Here is an 18,870-nt window from a genome sequence, read left to right on the forward strand (position 1 = left end):
TTTTATTTGTTTCTTCTTCACAGGGGGAGCTTGTGATCAACCTCTATTCAATTGTATAATGGAAAGAGCGGCCAATATACAAAATACAGATTTCAATTTAGAAGGAGACTGACCTATGGATTACGAACGCGCCTTATTAGCGTTTTTTGTCTCTCTGGCTACAGTTTTAATTGTGACACCAATCGTCAAAAAGTTTGCAATTAAGATTGGTGCAGTGGACCAGCCGAATAAACGAAAAGTTCATGATAAAGTAATGCCTCGAATGGGCGGTTTGGCAATTTTTATTGGGGTAGCGGCTGGAGCATTAGCAGGCGGGCTGTTTCTACATAATAAAATTACAGCAATTTCAGTTGGTGCCGTACTTATCGTCATTCTAGGTATATTTGATGATAAATATAATTTAAGTGCAAGATTTAAATTTCTCGTCCAAGTTCTTGTTGCTTGCCTGATTGTAAGCACAGGCTTAAAAATGGACTTTTTCTCTGTTCCTTTCTTAACAGATCGAATTGAGTTAGGCTGGATGGCATATCCCCTAACCGTGTTATGGATTGTCGGAATCACAAATGCCATTAATTTAATTGACGGCCTTGATGGACTGGCTGCCGGTATTTCTGTCATCGGTTTATCAACCATTGCCGTGATGGCATTTTCAGCTGATAAAATTTTGATTCTTTCATTATCACTTGTTGTCATTGGCAGTACCATCGGCTTTCTCTTTTACAACTTTCATCCAGCGAAGATTTTTATGGGTGACACCGGTTCGCTTTTTTTAGGCTATATGATTTCGGTGTTGTCACTATTAGGGCTGTACAAAAGTGTCACTTTGTTTAGTGTTGTTGTCCCAGTGATCATCTTAGGTGTCCCAATTTTCGATACCACCTTTGCCATCATTAGACGAATATTAAACAAACAGCCGATCTCAGCACCTGACAAGTCTCATATTCATCATAGACTGATGGCCTTTGGCTTGTCTCATCGCATGGCTGTCATCGTGATTTATATGATTGGCTTAGTCTTTAGCTTAAGTGCAATTTTGCTGACAAGTGCCACCATTTGGTTATCACTGATTATTATCTTTTTACTGGTCATGTTCATGCAAGTGATTGCAGAAGTAACAGGCTTGGTGAATGAAGAGTTTAAACCATTTACGAAATTTTATAAACGAATGGTCAAAAGACAGTAAAAAACAGCCCGTTCCTAGGAACTGGGCTGTTTTTATTATTGTCCAGGTGTGCTGGTCGATGAGTTAGTTGTATCACTTGACCCTGTTTCACCAGAGGACGGATTGGTTTGTGAATCTGTTTCAGTTGAAGATTCAGTAGGAAGCTTTAAATGCGTCCGTAATTCATTTTGCACGTTAGCTAAATTGGTCGGATCTGGCTCAAAGTAATACGTGCGATTTGGCCCTAAATAAAGGTCTGATCCCTTAATAGAAAGAGTTTCTGTGTCATCTCCTTTAAATCCGCTGTAGATTTGCTGAAGCGCAAGACCTTCTGTGATACGGAAATTGGTCGTAATGTGATCACTGACTTCTTTAGCAATGTTATCGACGTTTGCAATGTTATTTGGCTTCGCCATTTGATCAATCATTGCACGTAAAATTTGTTTCTGACGATCGTTACGTCCGAAATCACCGCGTGGATCTTGTTTTCTCATCCGTGCGTAAGCAAGTGCTTCTTCCCCGTTTAAGTGCATATTGCCTTTTTTGAAGTAAATCTTTTTCGATTTTTTAACATCACTTTTTTCATTGAAGTCAAATGGAACATCGATATCAATTCCGCCGACTTCATCAATGACATCCTTGAATCCGTCAAAATCAACGGTTGCATACTTATCAATCGGAATATGCAAGAATTGTTCGACAGTTTCAATCGTTTCATCTTTACCGCCTTTAGCAAATGCTGCATTGATCTTTTCTTTACTTCCTGTTGTATCACTTGCAAGCTGTACGCGTGTGTCACGAGGAATACTAACCATTTTCATCGTTTTGTCTTGAGGGTTAATCGTTGCGACAATGAGTGAATCTGAACGGCCATGATCACCCTTTGTGGCATAATCCTCAATTCCGACAAATAATACAGAGAAAGGTTTTTTCTTAATATCAATGACAGCATCACGAAGATTCGATTTCTCTCCACGGTTTAGTTCATCATATGTTTTGTCAGCAGCTTGAAGAGTATTGACGATTTTATATACTGCAAATCCGCCCATGCAGATGATAAGAAGCAAAAATAAGACCAGAATACGTTTGATAATTCTCTTCTTCTTACTCTTTTTCTTTCGTACACGCACTTTTACTCGTTGTGCCATTCATCTGTCTCCTTTATCGGACCAATGTCCTTTTCTAAATAAATCAGTTCGCCTTCTTTTGTAACACTCTTTCCATTTGTCAGCTCAGTCATCCACTCAATGAACTGCTCTGTTTGTGTTTCTTCGACATATGTCTCAAAAATAACATCTTCTGCATAATGGATTTCTTTTAGCTGAAAAGATGAGGCTCTAAGCTCATTCTCTACCTTTCCAAGCCATGTATAATCTATTGTTGTGTGCATTGTACGCATTAAACAGCGCTCTACCATTCCAACATGGTTGATAGCTTCTGATACAGATTTTCCGTAGGCACGAATCAATCCACCGGCACCTAGCTTGATACCGCCGAAATAACGAGTGACCACAACAACTGTATCTTTCAGCTTTCGTTTTTTTAGCACTTCAAGCATTGGCACACCTGCTGTACCGCTTGGTTCACCATCATCATTCGCTTTTTGAATCAGGTCATGTTCACCAATGAGATAGGCTGAACAATTATGTGTGGCATTCCAATGTTGTTTTTTAATGGATTGTATAAATGCTTGTGCTTCTTCTTCTGAGACAGCACGCTGTATATGACAAATAAAACGTGATTTTTCAATGACGATCTCATGCTCGCCACGACTTTTTACTGTAAGATAGCGATTCAGCAAAAGACATACCCTCCTGACAAGCAAATTGTAAGACTAGTGAAAATTTGCATTGGTTTTAGAATTTTACAGCGTATTTTGTTATGATGATAGGAGCGGAAAAAGGGTCGTCATAAAAACTTCAAGATTTATACGCATTCTTTCATTATAATTCGACATAAAATGCAGATCAATGACATTTATAATAAAAAAAGATGACATCACTGTTACGGGAGGGAAAAGCCATGACAACACCCAAAATGGATCCGAAATTATTGGATTCAATCATCATGAAAATGCTAAGTACAGTTGATGGCAGCAAGGACGAAGTATTTAGAATAGGCGAACAGTCCCGTCAACAATATGAAAGCCTAGTAGAAGAGCTGAAGCAAATCAAACAGCAAGTAAACGAAGTAATTGATTTTGGGGATAAGCTGGAAGTCCATACAAGACATGCTAGAAACCGCTTATCTGAGGTCAGCAGAAACTTCAACAAATTCAGCGAAGAAGAAATACGTGAGGCCTACGAAAAAGCACATAACTTGCAAGTGGAACTCACCATGATTCAGCAGCGCGAGAAGCAGCTGAGAGAAAGAAGAGACGATCTGGAAAGAAGATTATTAAGCTTACAAGACGTTATTGAACGTTCTGAAACGCTTGTGAGTCAGATTACAGTTGTTCTCAACTATCTCAACCAGGATTTACGCCAGGTTGGCGTTTTACTTGAAGATGCTCAGGCAAAACAAGATTTTGGGCTGAGAATTATTGAAGCCCAAGAAGAAGAACGCAAAAGAGTGTCTCGGGAAATTCATGACGGCCCTGCTCAAATGCTGGCAAACGTGATGATGCGTTCCGAATTAATTGAACGGATTTTTAGAGACCGCGGTACAGAAGAAGGCTTTAAAGAAATTAGAAGTCTCAGACAGAATGTGCGAAATGCACTGTACGAAGTGAGAAGAATCATTTATGATTTAAGACCGATGGCTTTAGATGATTTGGGTCTGATTCCAACACTGAGAAAATACTTAAACACAATTGAAGAATATGATGGAAAAACCAAAATTACGTTCCAATGCCTAGGTGATACAGAAAACGAAAGAATTGCTTCTCAATTTGAAGTAGCACTGTTTAGACTAGCCCAAGAAGCTGTCACAAATTCATTAAAACATTCTGAAGCTGAAGAAATCTCTGTCAAAGTAGAAGTAACGAAAGACTTTGTGACCTTAATTATTAAAGACGATGGAAAAGGCTTTGATATGAAAGATGTGAAAACAAACAAAAACAAATCCTTCGGTTTACTTGGCATGAAAGAACGCGTAGACTTACTGGAAGGTAAAATGACCATAGACTCAAAAATAGGTCTAGGGACATTCATCATGATTCGCGTGCCACTAACATTGCAAAATAAAATTGTAAAATAGAGTCAAAAGACATATTGACCATAAAGTTCAGGTGTAGAACAATAAACATGGGGAGGCGTAGCTTGTGACTAAAGTAAATATTGTAATTATTGATGACCACCAATTATTCCGTGAAGGTGTCAAACGGATTTTAGATTTTGAACCTACTTTTGAAGTAGTTGCAGAAGGAGACGACGGTGACGAAGCTGCACGTATCGTAGAACACTATCATCCGGATGTTGTCATTATGGACATTAATATGCCGAATGTAAATGGTGTTGAGGCTACAAAGCAGCTTGTTGAGCTTTATCCCGAATCAAAAGTCATTATTCTATCTATTCATGACGATGAAAACTATGTAACACATGCATTGAAAACAGGGGCGAGAGGCTACCTGCTAAAAGAAATGGATGCAGACACACTCATCGAAGCAGTGAAAGTTGTAGCTGACGGAGGCTCTTATTTACATCCGAAAGTCACTCATAATTTAGTAAATGAATTCCGACGCTTGGCAACTAGCGGCGTTTCAGCACATCCACAGCATGAGGTATATCCTGAAATTCGCAGACCACTTCATATCTTAACTAGACGTGAATGTGAAGTTCTTCAAATGTTAGCTGACGGAAAGAGCAACAGAGGAATCGGTGAATCGCTCTTTATTAGTGAGAAAACAGTTAAAAACCACGTGAGTAACATTTTGCAAAAAATGAATGTAAACGATCGTACACAAGCTGTTGTTGTAGCTATTAAAAACGGCTGGGTAGAAATGAGATAATGTTCCGGACAAGTACTCCTTTTTCGCCTGTTTTTATTCTCTCACATTTTAGGTGGAGGGAAATGATAGACAGGGTAAGGAGTCTTTTTCGGATATAGCGGGCTTGCCTATTGATTAGGCAGGCTTTTTTGATTACTATTATAAATCTAATGAAAAAATGATCATTCTTTTAAAATAAAAAAGAGTAACTTAACGAATAAGGAAGGTATTTAAGAATGAAAATAGCCGTTGTAACAGACAGTACTGCTTATCTACCACAAGAGCTGCGTGATAAACATAATATTCATATGATCCCCCTTAACGTCATCTTTGGCAGTGAATCATACCGTGAAGAAATAGAAATGGACTGGAAGACATATTATGAAGAAATCAAAAAACACAAAGATCTTCCAACAACCTCTCAGCCTGCTTTCGGTGAATTAATAGCCTTATATGAAAAACTAAGTGAAACATACGACGCCGTGATTAGTATCCACCTTTCAAGTGGAATTAGTGGAACGTATAATAGTGCGGTCTCAGCGAATGATCTAGTTGACGGGATTGATATTTACCCGTTTGATACAGAAACAAGCTGTATGGCACAAGGTTTTTATGTGTTAGAAGCTGCTGAAAAAATCCAAGAAGGTGCTTCTTTAGAAGAAGTGTTAGCACATCTAAATTACCTGAAAGAAAGTCAGCGGGCGTATTTTATGGTAGACGATTTAACTCATTTGCAAAGAGGCGGCAGATTAAATGGTGCTCAGGCTTTTATTGGAAGCCTCTTAAAGGTAAAGCCTATTTTGCATTTTGACAACAAGCTAATTGTTCCTTTTGAGAAGATCCGCACACGTAAAAAAGCCATTTCACGTATTTTTGAATTATTTGATGAAGATGCATCACGTGGTGTTCCGATGAGAGCAACACTGATACATGGTAATAGAGAAGAAGAAGCAGAAGAATTAATTGCGCACTTATCAGAAAAATATCCTCATGTTGAATTTTATAAAAGCTACTTTGGTGCCGTAATCGGCACCCATCTAGGTGAAGGCTCTTTAGCCCTTGGCTGGGTGATTAGATAATTCCTAAAAAACCTCTTTTCTTATGGAAAAGGGGTTTTGTTTTTCTATTTTACCTGTTGGACGAAATGTCATGTCTTTGCGCATAATAGCCAAACATCAATTGAAAGGTGTTTGGTAATGTTGAATATGGACAAAGCAATGGAACTAATGCGGCAGCTGCATTCACGCCATCTGCTCACCGTTGAAACAAAGTGCCCACAGTCCAATTTAGATTGGCTGGAGGAGAAGGGCTTAGTCAATCGGTCTCCAGCCATTGAGAGGAAAGCAAATGGTTTTACATGCTGCCGGTGCGGTGTATCACACAAGCGGTATTTCGCTCATTCTCCATGTGAAGTGTGTCAAAAGGATTGTGTGTACTGTAGATCATGCATCATGATGGGAAAAGTAGCAGAATGTGGGTTTCTTTATGAATGGACAGGTCCACAAATGGTAGAAACATGTCGAGCCGAATTAACATGGCAGGGAGAGCTGTCTAAAGGACAAAAAAGAGCGTCAGAAAGAATGATTGAAGCTATTAAAAACAAATTTGATCTACTTGTTTGGGCGGTTTGCGGAGCAGGGAAAACGGAAGTACTTTTTCACGGAATCGAATATGCGTTAAATCAAGGAATGAATGTCTGTATTGCGACACCTAGAACAGATGTAGTGCTTGAACTCGAACCACGGCTTAGAAAAGCATTTCAAGGGGTGACAATTACCGTACTTTACGGAGGCAGTTCTCAAAGGTTTCAAATAACACCGCTTGTGATCACCACAACCCACCAGCTGATGAGATACAAAAATGCTTTTGATGTGCTCATTGTAGATGAAGTCGATGCCTTCCCTTATTCAATGGATGAGCGTCTCCAATTTGCTGTTCTAAAGGCGATGAGAAAGAACAGAGGGGTCAGGATTTATTTAAGTGCGACACCCTCTAAAAAAATGACGAGAGAGGTTTCTCGTGGAAAACTGGAAGCGATAAAAATTCCTTTGCGTTTTCACGAGCAACCATTACCCGTACCGACCTTTCATTGGATCGGTCATTGGAAAAAGAAATTAAAAAAGAACCAGCTGCCCCCTAAAGTGATGAATTGGATGCAGAGACATATTGCAAATAAGAGAAGAATATTACTTTTTGTTCCTTCAATTGCTACCATGAAGAAGGTAACGAAGATTCTTCGAGAACAATCCTTAAATGTGGAGGGAGTATCTGCTGATGATCCGGATAGGAAACAAAAGGTTCAGCACTTTAGAGATTACGTATACGATGTACTAGTTACAACCACTATTCTAGAAAGAGGCGTAACGATTCCAAATGTTCAAGTGGGAGTACTAGGTTCGGAATCTACTATTTTTACAGAGAGTGCACTTGTTCAGATATCTGGACGGGTAGGCAGACACCCGGATTATTGTACAGGAGATGTTTTCCTTTTTCATTTTGGTTTAACGAGAAGTATGAAACAAGCAAAGAAGCATATCGCAAAAATGAATGATACGGCTGCAAAAGAGTTTTCTGAAAAACAGTGTGGGTTCAACTAAATCATGGTACATTATATTCACAATACACAAATGGCAGGAGAGACAAATATGCTACTCAATGCAAAAGAAATACTACTCAAGGAAATTCTCAATCAATATCTCAACCAATTAAACATGATTTGTCATTGTGAAAAGTGTATGGAAGATGTATTAGCGATTTCACTGAATCAAGTGAAACCACAATATATAACAGATATCGATAAAATATCTTACAGTAAATCTGAGATGGTGGATAAACAGAAGAATACTGCGATGCTGGTCATTCTGACAGAAGCAGCTTCCAAGGTCTCTGCATTTCCAAGGTGTGAAAATCGTCTGCTGCTGAACAAGGAAACCAATTGATTTGCCAAATTTGCGAGGGACATTTTGTGCCTGCTTTTACATGGAAATCATTCCTACTATTAAATGATGATCACCTTTGTGTAGCATGTAAGAATCACTTAGTAAAGATTGATCGTCCTATTTGTCCAACATGCGGAAGGGCGCAGTCAAATGACCAATTGTGCCAGGACTGTAACAGATGGAATGAACGCTCTGATTCTATTAAAATCCTTGTAAAAAATAGGTCAGTTTATACTTACAACGAGTTGATGAAAGATGTCCTTGCCCGCTTTAAATTTCGGGGTGATACGGCTTTAGCTGAGCTGTTTAAAAAAGATGTACAAGCAGCATTTAAACATTCCTTCTGCATAAAAGACCCATTGCTGATACCGATTCCTTTAAGTCATGAAAGACTAAAAGAAAGAGGATTTAATCAGTCCGTGATAATCGCTTCTTTGCTAGATAAGCCAATATTGCAGCCACTCGTGAAAATACATCAAAGTAAGCAGTCTAAAAAAAAGAAAAATGAACGCCTAGATCAAAAAGGATTGTTTCAAATAAAGCAAACAGATGCGATTGTTCAAAGGGATATTATATTAGTTGATGATATCTATACAACGGGAGCAACCATCTATGATGCGGCAAGAATTTTGAAAGACGCAGGTGCTAAAAGTGTTTCTTCTTTTACGTTGATACGTAGTTAAAAATCATGATAATTAACCGATAATAAGAAAAGAAAATAACGTAAGGGGTTTTGGTTATGAATCAATTGGCAAACTGTCCACAATGTAATCAGCTATTTTTAAAAACCACCATCCAAACGGTTTGTAACAAATGCTTTGAAGAAGAAGAACGTTCTTTTGATATCGTATATAAATTCTTGAGAAAACAAAGTAATAGACAATCAACCATCGCTGAAATAGTAGAAGCAACAGAAGTTGATGAAGAATTAATCTTGAAATTTATTCGTTTGAAAAGACTGCAAATTAGTCAATTTCCAAATATTAATTATCCTTGTGAAAGATGTGGCAAAGCGATCAGGAAAAACAAGCTATGCAGCCAATGTGAACAGGATATTCATTCGCAAATCAGCCAAATGAACCAAGAAGAGGAGCGTAAAAGGGAGATTGAATCTAGGAAAAAAGACACCTATTATGCCATTAATCCTAAAAACGACTGATTCCCTAAACTAAGTTGCAGTTTGGTCGATAAAATGGATAGAATCAAGACAGACTGTAACGGAAAGCGAGAGGAATCCCGTGAAAATTAATCGATATGGAACACAACCAGTAAATCCTTACAAGAAAACATATGAGAAACAAACGTTGCAATCGAATCAAGCTAAATCAACTGATAAAGTCGAAATTTCTAAAAAGGCAATCGAAATGCAAAAGGTGCCGAATATTATGAGAGAACGCCAAGATAAAATTGACCAAATTAAAAAAAGCATTGAAGCCGGAACATATCAAGTAGATACAAAAGGCATTGCAGATAAAATGCTGAATTTTTATAAACAACAATAACAAAAGGGAGCAGCGTGAATGTCAGTTAAAATAATTATTGAAGAACTGCATCGTCTCTATGGATTGCATGAACAGCTTTTAAAGTTGTCTAAGGATAAAACAGAAATGCTGAAAAGCAATGAGATTGATGCTCTTTCAGAGGTCCTGAATTTAGAGCAAAAGTATATTCAGGCCATTTCTCAATTAGAAGAAAAACGAATTGATGCGACCGTTCAATTTTTACAAAGTGATCAATCACCAACCATCACTGCATGTATCGAAAAGGCTGAAGGTACAGATCAAGAAGAGCTCATTTCATTATATGAGAAACTAAATGACATCATGGTGGAACTAAAAGATGTAAATGAACTGAACAAGCAGCTTATTCAGCAGTCACTTCAATTTATTTCACTGACATTCGATCTCGTTAACCCTAATAAAGAAAATATGAATTACGGACAAAATGGTCTTGAGAGTTCAAAGCCTAAACAGCAAAGGGCTTTGTTTGATTCAAAGGCGTAAACAAGGAGGATACCAATGGGTTCTACATTCATGGGACTAGAAACGGCAAAAAGAGGAATCACAGCCCAGCGTGCAGGGCTTTATGTCACATCAAACAACGTCTCCAATGCAAATACGGAGGGCTACTCAAGACAAAGAGTGACCTTTAAAGCAGAAAATCCTTATCCAGTCATTTCTGTTTATGACGGCAAGACGTATGGCCAAATGGGGACAGGCGTACAAGTTGGAACGGTTGAAAGAATTCGAGACAGCTTTTTAGATTTACAATACAGAGATCATAATAATAACTTATCTTACTACTCAACGAAGTCAGATGCCCTTTCACAGATGGAAGGGGTTATGAATGATTTGACGGATGAAGGCTTGAACAGAGCTTTTGATAACCTATGGAAATCATTACAGGTCTTATCGGAATCAAAAAATGCTGATACAGCTTCTGCACGTACAGTTGTTAAAACAAGTGCACAGGCTTTAGTTGACCAATTCCGTCTGCTCAACTCCTCTTTAACAACGATACAAAAGAATTTAAAAACGGAACTCGATTCAACAGCCAAAGATGTAAACACTCTTTTATCTCAAATAGATGAAGTGAACAAACAGATTGCAGCAGTTGAGCCAAATGGATATCTTCCAAATGATCTTTATGATACACGTGATACTTTGGTCGATCAACTATCCTCACTTGTTGATATTAAGGTCAGCTACAATCCACCTGGCGGTAATGCACTCAAAATTGCTGAAGGAACTGTCAACATCGACATTATCGGTGCAAATGGACAATCTGCTGGAAACATTTTGAATGGTATTACGAACGAAAAGTCTGAACTGCAAATCTCTTATGATAATACAACGGGACTTGTTAACTCACTTCAATTCGGAACAACAACAATTGCAGCGGATCAATTACAAGTGAACGGTAAAGTAAAAGCACTTGTTGAGGCTTATGGCTACATGTCAAACGGTGCTGAAAAAGGCATGTATCCAGATATGCTTGCAGAGCTCGATGAAGTAGCAAAAGTATTCATGGATACATTTAACGATGTACATAAGCAGGGGTACACGTTAAATGGTGCAAGTGGACAAGACTTTTTTGATATCGAAAATAACAATGAGTTGAATAAAGGTTTGGCAGCTCGTATTAAAGTGAGCGATGTCATTTTAGCATCAACAGATAATATTGCTGCATCTCTCAATCAAACACAAGGTGACGGATCGAATGCTACGAAATTAGCTAATATACAAGACTTAAAGTTACCAATCGGCGGCAATACAACGACAATCCAGGATTATTACCAAAATGTTATTGCTGAGATGGGGGTACAAGGGAAAAAGAACATGACGCTTGAAAGCAGTTCAGCTGCTCTTGTCAATTCAGCCAATGAACGTAGAATGTCGACTAGCGCTGTCTCCATTGATGAAGAAATGACGAATATGATCCAATTCCAGCATGCATATAATGCGGCTGCAAGAATTATGACATTACAAGATGAAGTATTGGATAAGGTCATAAACGGCATGGGTGTCGTAGGAAGGTAGGGATAACGGATGCGAGTCACACAAGGTATGATTTCTCAAAACTCACTTCGAAATATTAGTAAAAGTTATGAAAAACTTTCTAAAATTAATGAGCAGGCACAAACAGGCAAACGTTTTACAAAAACGTCTGATGATCCTGTTGCAGCCGTAAAAAGTCTTCAATATAGTACTGCCTTGTTTCGAAATGAACAATATAAAAATAACTTAAATGAAGCACAAAACTGGATTGATACATCTGAAACAAGTGTCACTGAAATCATTGATATTATGTCAAATATACGAGATAAAGTGCTTGATGCGGCAAATGGAACAAAGCAGCCCGAAGATTTAGCAGCTATCGGAGTGGAAATTGGTCAGATGAAGAATCAAATCATTGATGCAATGAACACTCAAATGCTAGGTAAGTTCGTATTTAATGGGACAAATACAAATGTTAAACCAGTTGTTGAGAATGCAGACGGAACGTATACATTTAACTTCGAAAATTATACAGATGCGAATGCTGTTCAAGCGAATATTTCTGATGGTATCACTTTAAATGTAAACTCAAATCCAATCTCAGCGTTTGGCGGACAGGCTAACGGTCAAAATGTCATTGAAATGCTGACTGATTTAGAAAACTCATTGAAAAATGGAACGTTTGCGAATTCTGATGATGCACTAGGAAGTATCGATCAGTTCAAAGAAGTGATGAGTGCTGAGCGATCCGACCTAGGAGCGCGTTCGAATCGTGTTGACTTAGTAGGAAGTCGTTTGACTTCACAATACCAAGTACTGAAAAATGCTAAATCAGATAATGAAGATGTTGAAAGTGAAAAGGCAATTCTTGATCTTCTTCAACAAGAGACAGTGAATAGAGCTGCTTTAGCGACAACAGCTAAAGTCATTCAGCCATCTCTTGTAGATTTCTTAAGATAATAAAAAGCATCCGATGGGTGCTTTTTTGCATCATGGAGGTGAACATATGCAAATCCCTAGATTGTTAATGCAGCAAACCTATGCAAAACTTCAAATGTCGACAACTCCTTCTCGGCAAGAAGTAGAGCAGCCACGAGCGGACCTTGAGATTCAGCAGCCACGAGCTGTCATGAATATCAAAAGGACACCGTCGAAATTAACCATTGATCAAACCGAGGCATTTGCCGATATGGACATTAAGTCGATTTTTAGACGTTCTGAGGAATGGGCAGCTGAGGGGAAGCGTGCTGTTGGAGAAGGAATGGGTCGCAGAGCGGAAGAAGGAAGTGAACTCATCAAGATCGAGAATGGTGGGAATGCGATTGCTGAGTTTGCCAAAATCAATGGCAGTCCCCCAGCAAAACAATTCACCATTGGTGTGATACCTTCATTCTTTAGTGTGAAAATTCACTATCAGCCTTCTGAGCTTCAAATTGATGTGGAGCCGCAAAAAGCTATCATAGAGGCCACACCTCATAAACCAATCGTTAACTACCAGCCAGGTAAGGTCAATATTGATATGTTACAATATCCAGAATTAAAGATAGAAGTTGACGAAACGGGCCAAAATGGTGATAAGGTATAGTTAAGAAAAACGAAAAAGGTCGTGAATTATGATCATTCAAACAAAATACCATGGTGAAGTGACAATCAAAGAGGAGCAAATCATTCACTTCTCTAACGGGATACCAGGATTTCTGGATCAAAAACAGTTTGTCATTTTGCCTTTATCAGAAGAGTCTCCATTTTTAGTTCTTCAATCATTAAATAACTCGGCATTAGGTTTTATCGTCAGCAGCCCGTTTTTATTCTTCAATCAATACGAATTTGATTTAGACGAAACGGTTGTAGACATTCTGGAAGTAGAAGATGCCAATGATGTGGAAGTAATGGTTATTTTAACAATGGAATCATCTATTGAAAAAACGACAGCCAATTTAAGAGCGCCTATTATTGTGAACCGGAAAAACATGAAAGCCAAGCAGGTGATTTTGCATGATTCAGCCTATCATACAAAACATTTGTTAGAGGTGGCATCCTCATGTTAGTGCTGTCTCGTAAATTAAACCAGTCGATTCAAATAGGCGATGATATTGAAGTCAAGATTATTTCAATCGAAGGCGATCAAGTGAAAGTCGGGATTGAGGCTCCTAAGCACATCGATATTCACAGGAAAGAAGTGTACCTGTCTATTCAAGAAGAGAACAATCGTGCTGCGAGTTTATCCTTAGATCTCCTCTCTCAATTATCCTCACAAAAAAAGTGAGGATTTTTTTATCGCATTCAGTTATCCTTCTCCGTGTAAAAGCGTTTCGATACGGAGGTGCATGATCTATAGGAAACTTTAACAAATCGGTCCATCTATATTTAATTTGCAAATTCAAAGCCGATATAAAAGATAGATTAAAGCACAGGAGCTGAATAACTATGTCTGTTGGTAAGTTGACATCGCTAGAGCCAATTATCGATGCATTTCAAACCCGTGTTTCTAATAACCAAAATGACAATGTGTACTCTGACTCACAAGCAAATGGCAAGGTTGTTTCAAAAGAAGAAATTGAAAAAACGCTTCAAGGGGCAAACCAGCTCATTGAGCCTACTCAATTTCATCTTCAATTCGAATTACATGAAAAACTCAATGAATATTATGTCAAAGTCGTAGATAACCAAACAGAAGAAGTCATAAGAGAAATTCCGTCTAAGGAATGGCTTGATTTCTATGCAGCAATGACAGAAATTGTCGGTCTATTTGTAGATAAAAGAATGTAAATGAAGGGAGAACATAAATAATGGTCAATCGTATTACTGGATTTTCAAATGTGTTCGATATTGATGAAATCGTATCAAAGCTGATGAAAACGGAGCAAGCACCACTTGATACAATGACGCGTCAGAAACAAACACTTGAATGGCAAAGAGACAGCTATCGCGAGGTTAACTCGAAAATTAAAGAATTAGATGATTTGATCAACAGTTTAAACTTAACGCGTCCAAGTACATATGGCGCCAAAAAGGTGACAAGCTCTAATGAATCTGCTGTCACAGCAACTGGATCAACAAATGCGACCTCTGGCTCTATTCATGTCACTCAACTAGCGACAGCTTCTGTCTTCAAATCCTCTGGTACATCTGGATTTACACCAGCAAATGGCACGTTTACGTTTGAAGTGACGACACCAGATTCAACAAAACCGAAAATGGTGACGATCAATACCTCTGATTCCGATACAATCGATGACATCGTGAAAAAGCTAAACAACGCTCAATTAGGTGTGACGGCTTACAAAGGCCAAATCTCTGATGGCACTAACTACGTGGATACCATCGCTCTTACTTCTCGGACAACGGGTGAAGGCGTCAGTATTAAAGCAGCTGATGGCAATTCGGCTTCGTTTTTAACGCAATTAGGCTTCCAAGTAGATGGAGATAACAAATTAGTTGCGACTACTCAAGGACAGAAGGCGCAATACGAGATTAATGGTCTGAAAATGGAAAATAACAACAATACATTCACACAGGCTGATATTACGTACGAGCTTAAAGCAACCACGGATCAGCCCGTCAGCTTAAACGTTTCAACAGATGTGGATGCAATCTATGATAAAATTAAGCAATTTGTTGATAAATACAATGAGCTCGTTGAGCAGATTAATGGTAAAGTCAATGAAAAGAAAAACAGAGACTATCATCCATTAACGGCTGAAGAGAAAAAAGCGATGTCTGAAAAAGAAATAGAGCTATGGGAAACGACTGCGAAGTCTGGCTTGCTGAGAAGTGATTCCATTTTACGATCTGGTGCCTCTAAAATAAGAAGTGATTTGTATGCTAATATTACGACAAGTGATGGGAATAAAATTCAACTCACACAAATCGGTATTTCGACATCATCCAGCTATAAAGATGGCGGGAAGCTTGAATTTAGTAAGGATAGTAATGGAGTAGAGAAATTAAAGAAAGCCATTGAAGAAGACCCGGAGAAGGTCAGACAAATGTTTATATCGGGTAGTTTAAATGTGGATTCAAAGGATAAAGACAAAGCGCAGCAGCAATATCAAGAACAAGGAATTATCTATCGTGTCAAAAATTCCTTATCAGACTTTTCGAAGAGCATTCAAAAAAAGGCTGGCAGCACAACTATGGAATTAAAGGAATACGGACTTGGTAAGGACCTTGACTCTTTGACCAAACGAATGAGTACGTTCCAAGACCGTTTGAAGATGGTTGAAGCCCGTTACTATACGAAGTTTAACGCCATGGATAGTGCAATTCAAAAGCTAAACAACCAATCTGGCTACCTTTCTCAACTGCTTGGACAATAATTGGAGGTTTATAACATATGGCAATACAGAACCCTTATGCCGCCTATCAGAAAAATTCTATTGAGACCGCAACATCTGCCGAGTTGACGCTTATGCTTTATGAAGGCTGCTTAAAGTTCATCAGAATAGCGAAGCATGCCATTCAAAAAGAGGATGCAGAAACGAGAAACTTGAATCTAAAAAAGGCTCAAAACATCATTCAAGAATTAAATGTCACCTTAAATCGTTCCTATGACGTATCAAAGAGTATGGCAAGTATGTATGATTACATTTATCGCAGACTGATAGAAGCCAATCTTCAAAATGACGAAGAGATATTGAATGAAGTAGAAGAGTACGTAACTGATTTCCGTGATGCGTGGAAGGAAGTCATTCAAACCGATCGAAAAGGCCGTCACCACTCTATCGGGGGTTCTCTATGAGTATTGTGGACCAGCTGCATGATCAAACATTAAAAATGGCAGCCGAAATAGCGGAAAATCCGCAAAGTGAGACACTGGTTGAAGACTTTGATGCCTTTTTAATTGAGAGAGACGAATTAATGAGAGATATACAGCATGAATTGACGGATCAAGAAAAAGAGAAAATCCGAGAAATCATCCAAACAGATCAACAGATGGCGCAACAATTAACGGTTATCCAAAATGGGATAAAAGCAGATATTCAAGCCATTCAAAAAAAGAAAACAAAACAGCTGAATTATCAAAATCCATACCAGCCCATAACGAGTGACGGCGTATACTACGATAAACGGAAATAAATAGGTGAGACCTGTGGCGTATCGTTCAAATGACTATATTTTATTAACCACATATTATGAACTTCTATACACGATAGAAGAGAGTCTAAACTATTTAGATGAAATTGAGAAGGATTTTGACAAAACAGAAGGGGATCGGATCTTTAATGATCTGATCCATGCCTTCTTTCATTTAGACACAACACATCCTCTTCTGCTTTCAATTATTGAAAATGAACACTTTGCCAAAACGATTCGTTCGTTTGATCAAATATTTTTAAGTTTTGATATACTAGCTTTCTATACATTCCCTTCAAATCACTTCCAATCATTCCTGAAAACATACTTTATACCTGAATATAGAAAGTGGATGGATGAAATACATGCCTGTATGAGGCCGTATGTCATTCATTAATTTTTGTCCAATTCAGACCATTCGGAGGAATTTATGAGACTAAAAAATCAATTTTTATTTGGGCTTATTGTCATATGTGTATTGTTTATCAGTATGTTAGGATTCTCAAGCTTTCTCTATTACAAAACAGATCAATCCTATAAAGCGCTATTAAGCAAGGAAGTGAAGCTTTATCAGACCTCGCTGGAATTAGAAGCGCTTCTTCAAAAGCAGGAAGCACAGATTAAAACATATGTCGTCGTGCAAGATGCTGAAAATTTGCAGAAAATTGAGCAAACATATGAAGATATTAATAAGAAAACAGCAGAAGCTTCGAAAATGAGTACGGTCAAACAAGCAAAAAATCTATTAGATCAAATCTCAGAAAAAAATTATCTCTACTACACCTCAACAAATCGATTATTTAATTCATTAAATATGCAAAATCAAAAAGAATTCAACACCCGCCTCAGTCAAGAATTACAACCTATCGAACAAGAAATACATACCTTTACAAAAGAGTTCGCTCAACATCAGCTAAAACAACGTGATCAAAAAATCAATCAGCTCAATCAAGATAGTAATCAATTATTGCTTACACTCATTTTGGTCAGTGCAGCGTTTATTGTTGGCCTTTTGGTGATTGGGATCAGATTTGTTCATCGCATGACAAAACCAATTGTTTCTGTCACAAATGCCGCAAAAAGGATGGCAGATGGTGATCTTACCCTTGAAGAGATTGAAGTGACCTCTAAAAATGAGATTGGTCAACTCGGCACAGCCTTTAATCAAATGACGGCTCATTTGCGTCAGCTTATTTTGCAGGTGCAAAGCGGATCAAGACAGCTTGCTGATTCTGCTGCTCAATTTGAGGAAACCATCAGTCAAACGATATCGGCTAGTGAGCAGACATCTAGCTCGATTGAACAGGTCAGTGAAGCTTCACGTGAACAATCAGATGCGGTCGGAAAAGTAGCATCCGCCATTCAGGAAGTGTCGACTGGCATGCAAAATGCAGCTGTACACACGTCCGATGTTTCGGGTCACTCAATTTCAGTGACTGAAAAGGCTGAAGAGGGTGCCGCCCTTATTCAACAGTTTGTGAAACAAATGAGTTCTATTAAAGAGTCTGTGAATGAACACCATTCTACAATGACCCATGTGCAAGCGCAGTTTACAGGCATTCAAGATCTGTTAGGTCATATCCATGCCATTGCTGACCAGACGAATTTGCTTGCTTTAAACGCAGCTATAGAAGCAGCAAGAGCGGGAGAGCATGGAAGAGGCTTTGCAGTTGTAGCAGATGAAGTGAGGAAACTGGCAGAAGAATCTAGTCAGCTGACAGATCAAATTAGTCAATTACTCGAAAACGTGAACAAAGATACAGAAAAGTCATCACAATCGATGACGAAGGTCGAGCGGGATGTAGCAGAGGGTGTAAAAGTATCACAATTATCTGAACAGAGCTTCCATGAAATCTTGGAATCTATTCGTGATATTTCAATGAAAGCAGAAGAGCTGTCAGCCACTGCAGAACAAATTTCTGCTAGTACAGAGGAAATTTCTCAAACAGTTGGTGTCATTGAAGAAGGTGCGAAACGAAACTCAGAAGAAACAGAGTACATGTCTGCTGCTGTTGAAGAATCATTAGCCGCCAATGAAGAGATGAAAGCCGCTGCGGAGGATTTAAAATCCTTATCTCAATCGCTGAAAACATCGATTTCATCTTTTACCATTTAATGTGCGCTGGTCTTTTTCAAGAATCAGCCGAATATATATTCATCACCTATCAAGCAACAGTTGAAGCACCGCAAAATTCGACAAATTTCAATAAATATTCACATTTTTTTTACGTTTGAGCAGGAGAAAAGGAGGGAAAAGCAGAAATA

23 protein-coding genes are annotated in these 18,870 nt (G+C 38.4%); 21 read left to right on the forward strand and 2 right to left on the reverse strand.

Annotated features, from left to right (window positions below):
• The first annotated feature begins 115 nt into the window (after positions 1-115).
• The gene (locus JJ692_RS04760; RefSeq protein WP_024423627.1) at positions 116-1,183 is read left to right on the forward strand and encodes a glycosyltransferase family 4 protein; all 1,068 of its coding nucleotides are present in this window, start codon (positions 116-118) and stop codon (positions 1,181-1,183) included.
• A gap of 35 nt (positions 1,184-1,218) precedes the next feature.
• Here the strand turns inward: JJ692_RS04760 and JJ692_RS04765 are convergent, their stop codons facing one another.
• Both JJ692_RS04765 and JJ692_RS04770 read right to left on the reverse strand, forming a co-directional pair.
• On the reverse strand, positions 1,219-2,310 hold the full coding sequence (locus JJ692_RS04765; RefSeq protein ID WP_034623744.1) for an LCP family protein: 1,092 nt from the start codon (positions 2,308-2,310) through the stop codon (positions 1,219-1,221).
• On the reverse strand, positions 2,295-2,963 hold the full coding sequence (locus JJ692_RS04770; protein WP_012011434.1) for a YigZ family protein: 669 nt from the start codon (positions 2,961-2,963) through the stop codon (positions 2,295-2,297). The genes JJ692_RS04765 and JJ692_RS04770 overlap by 16 nt, the downstream gene beginning before the upstream one ends.
• A 221-nt stretch (positions 2,964-3,184) precedes the next feature.
• Here JJ692_RS04770 and degS point away from each other — a divergent pair, with 221 nt between their 5' ends.
• From degS to JJ692_RS04870, 20 genes are all read left to right on the forward strand, one after another.
• On the forward strand, positions 3,185-4,360 hold the full coding sequence (degS, locus tag JJ692_RS04775; protein ID WP_024719243.1) for a two-component sensor histidine kinase DegS: 1,176 nt from the start codon (positions 3,185-3,187) through the stop codon (positions 4,358-4,360).
• Between the two features lie 64 nt (positions 4,361-4,424).
• Positions 4,425-5,114: a two-component system response regulator DegU gene (gene degU, locus JJ692_RS04780; protein WP_008348273.1), complete on the forward strand. Its 690-nt coding sequence runs from the start codon at positions 4,425-4,427 to the stop codon at positions 5,112-5,114.
• A gap of 215 nt (positions 5,115-5,329) precedes the next feature.
• The gene (locus JJ692_RS04785) at positions 5,330-6,172 is read left to right on the forward strand and encodes a DegV family protein (protein ID WP_024423625.1); all 843 of its coding nucleotides are present in this window, start codon (positions 5,330-5,332) and stop codon (positions 6,170-6,172) included.
• Between the two features lie 120 nt (positions 6,173-6,292).
• Positions 6,293-7,690 (forward strand): ATP-dependent helicase ComFA, encoded by a 1,398-nt coding sequence (locus tag JJ692_RS04790; RefSeq protein ID WP_277602661.1) that lies wholly within the window; start codon positions 6,293-6,295, stop codon positions 7,688-7,690.
• Positions 7,691-7,738: 48 nt separating this feature from the next.
• Positions 7,739-8,032 (forward strand): late competence protein ComFB, encoded by a 294-nt coding sequence (gene comFB, locus JJ692_RS04795; RefSeq protein ID WP_024423623.1) that lies wholly within the window; start codon positions 7,739-7,741, stop codon positions 8,030-8,032.
• A gap of 26 nt (positions 8,033-8,058) precedes the next feature.
• A complete protein-coding gene (locus JJ692_RS04800) occupies positions 8,059-8,715 on the forward strand; it encodes a ComF family protein (protein ID WP_241258022.1) in 657 nt (218 codons plus the stop codon).
• 56 nt (positions 8,716-8,771) lie between these two features.
• Complete coding sequence (locus JJ692_RS04805; protein WP_024423621.1) at positions 8,772-9,191, forward strand: TIGR03826 family flagellar region protein; 420 nt, start codon at positions 8,772-8,774, stop codon at positions 9,189-9,191.
• A gap of 79 nt (positions 9,192-9,270) precedes the next feature.
• Positions 9,271-9,534 carry a flagellar biosynthesis anti-sigma factor FlgM gene (gene flgM, locus JJ692_RS04810; RefSeq protein WP_024423620.1) on the forward strand — a complete coding sequence of 88 codons (264 nt, stop codon included), beginning with the start codon at positions 9,271-9,273 and terminating at the stop codon, positions 9,532-9,534.
• Positions 9,535-9,552: 18 nt separating this feature from the next.
• On the forward strand, positions 9,553-10,035 hold the full coding sequence (locus JJ692_RS04815) for a flagellar protein FlgN (RefSeq protein WP_206534282.1): 483 nt from the start codon (positions 9,553-9,555) through the stop codon (positions 10,033-10,035).
• 15 nt (positions 10,036-10,050) lie between these two features.
• Positions 10,051-11,571, forward strand: coding sequence for a flagellar hook-associated protein FlgK (gene flgK / locus JJ692_RS04820; RefSeq protein WP_024423618.1), 1,521 nt, complete (start codon positions 10,051-10,053; stop codon positions 11,569-11,571).
• Positions 11,572-11,580: 9 nt separating this feature from the next.
• Entirely contained in the window at positions 11,581-12,489 is a 909-nt protein-coding gene (flgL, locus tag JJ692_RS04825; protein ID WP_024423617.1) for a flagellar hook-associated protein FlgL, read from the forward strand.
• 46 nt (positions 12,490-12,535) lie between these two features.
• Positions 12,536-13,114, forward strand: a complete 579-nt coding sequence (locus JJ692_RS04830) for a DUF6470 family protein (RefSeq protein ID WP_024423616.1) — start codon at positions 12,536-12,538, stop codon at positions 13,112-13,114.
• Positions 13,115-13,142: 28 nt separating this feature from the next.
• A complete protein-coding gene (fliW, locus tag JJ692_RS04835) occupies positions 13,143-13,577 on the forward strand; it encodes a flagellar assembly protein FliW (protein ID WP_024423615.1) in 435 nt (144 codons plus the stop codon).
• Complete coding sequence (gene csrA / locus JJ692_RS04840; RefSeq protein WP_008360181.1) at positions 13,571-13,795, forward strand: carbon storage regulator CsrA; 225 nt, start codon at positions 13,571-13,573, stop codon at positions 13,793-13,795. The genes fliW and csrA overlap by 7 nt, the downstream gene beginning before the upstream one ends.
• Before the next feature lie 161 nt (positions 13,796-13,956).
• Positions 13,957-14,298, forward strand: coding sequence for a flagellar protein FlaG (flaG, locus tag JJ692_RS04845; RefSeq protein WP_024423614.1), 342 nt, complete (start codon positions 13,957-13,959; stop codon positions 14,296-14,298).
• Between the two features lie 20 nt (positions 14,299-14,318).
• Positions 14,319-15,848, forward strand: coding sequence for a flagellar hook-associated protein 2 (locus JJ692_RS04850; protein ID WP_024423613.1), 1,530 nt, complete (start codon positions 14,319-14,321; stop codon positions 15,846-15,848).
• A 17-nt stretch (positions 15,849-15,865) separates the two neighbouring features.
• Positions 15,866-16,270 carry a flagellar export chaperone FliS gene (gene fliS, locus JJ692_RS04855; protein ID WP_056765669.1) on the forward strand — a complete coding sequence of 135 codons (405 nt, stop codon included), beginning with the start codon at positions 15,866-15,868 and terminating at the stop codon, positions 16,268-16,270.
• On the forward strand, positions 16,267-16,608 hold the full coding sequence (gene fliT, locus JJ692_RS04860) for a flagella biosynthesis regulatory protein FliT (protein ID WP_024423611.1): 342 nt from the start codon (positions 16,267-16,269) through the stop codon (positions 16,606-16,608). The genes fliS and fliT overlap by 4 nt, the downstream gene beginning before the upstream one ends.
• A gap of 13 nt (positions 16,609-16,621) precedes the next feature.
• A complete protein-coding gene (locus JJ692_RS04865; RefSeq protein WP_024426250.1) occupies positions 16,622-17,002 on the forward strand; it encodes a DUF8042 domain-containing protein in 381 nt (126 codons plus the stop codon).
• Between the two features lie 33 nt (positions 17,003-17,035).
• Positions 17,036-18,721 (forward strand): methyl-accepting chemotaxis protein, encoded by a 1,686-nt coding sequence (locus tag JJ692_RS04870; RefSeq protein WP_206534283.1) that lies wholly within the window; start codon positions 17,036-17,038, stop codon positions 18,719-18,721.
• The last annotated feature ends 149 nt before the right edge of the window (positions 18,722-18,870 follow it).

Source organism: Bacillus sp. 3a (genome assembly GCF_017161885.1).
Classification (GTDB): Bacteria; Bacillota; Bacilli; order Bacillales; family Bacillaceae; genus Bacillus; species Bacillus safensis.

Excerpts from the sequence above, each read along its gene's own strand:
- flgK (WP_024423618.1), top strand. The coding sequence starts at position 10,051 with ATGGGTTCTACATTCATGGGACTAGAAACGGCAAAAAGAGGAATCACA.
- JJ692_RS04760 (WP_024423627.1), top strand. The coding sequence starts at position 116 with ATGGATTACGAACGCGCCTTATTAGCGTTTTTTGTCTCTCTGGCTACA.
- JJ692_RS04870 (WP_206534283.1), top strand. The coding sequence starts at position 17,036 with ATGAGACTAAAAAATCAATTTTTATTTGGGCTTATTGTCATATGTGTA.
- flaG (WP_024423614.1), top strand. The coding sequence starts at position 13,957 with ATGTCTGTTGGTAAGTTGACATCGCTAGAGCCAATTATCGATGCATTT.
- fliS (WP_056765669.1), top strand. The coding sequence starts at position 15,866 with ATGGCAATACAGAACCCTTATGCCGCCTATCAGAAAAATTCTATTGAG.
- JJ692_RS04785 (WP_024423625.1), top strand. The coding sequence starts at position 5,330 with ATGAAAATAGCCGTTGTAACAGACAGTACTGCTTATCTACCACAAGAG.
- JJ692_RS04815 (WP_206534282.1), top strand. The coding sequence starts at position 9,553 with ATGTCAGTTAAAATAATTATTGAAGAACTGCATCGTCTCTATGGATTG.
- JJ692_RS04805 (WP_024423621.1), top strand. The coding sequence starts at position 8,772 with ATGAATCAATTGGCAAACTGTCCACAATGTAATCAGCTATTTTTAAAA.
- comFB (WP_024423623.1), top strand. The coding sequence starts at position 7,739 with ATGCTACTCAATGCAAAAGAAATACTACTCAAGGAAATTCTCAATCAA.
- fliT (WP_024423611.1), top strand. The coding sequence starts at position 16,267 with ATGAGTATTGTGGACCAGCTGCATGATCAAACATTAAAAATGGCAGCC.
- flgL (WP_024423617.1), top strand. The coding sequence starts at position 11,581 with ATGCGAGTCACACAAGGTATGATTTCTCAAAACTCACTTCGAAATATT.
- JJ692_RS04850 (WP_024423613.1), top strand. The coding sequence starts at position 14,319 with ATGGTCAATCGTATTACTGGATTTTCAAATGTGTTCGATATTGATGAA.
- csrA (WP_008360181.1), top strand. The coding sequence starts at position 13,571 with ATGTTAGTGCTGTCTCGTAAATTAAACCAGTCGATTCAAATAGGCGAT.
- JJ692_RS04830 (WP_024423616.1), top strand. The coding sequence starts at position 12,536 with ATGCAAATCCCTAGATTGTTAATGCAGCAAACCTATGCAAAACTTCAA.
- fliW (WP_024423615.1), top strand. The coding sequence starts at position 13,143 with ATGATCATTCAAACAAAATACCATGGTGAAGTGACAATCAAAGAGGAG.
- JJ692_RS04765 (WP_034623744.1), bottom strand. The coding sequence starts at position 2,310 with ATGGCACAACGAGTAAAAGTGCGTGTACGAAAGAAAAAGAGTAAGAAG.
- degS (WP_024719243.1), top strand. The coding sequence starts at position 3,185 with ATGACAACACCCAAAATGGATCCGAAATTATTGGATTCAATCATCATG.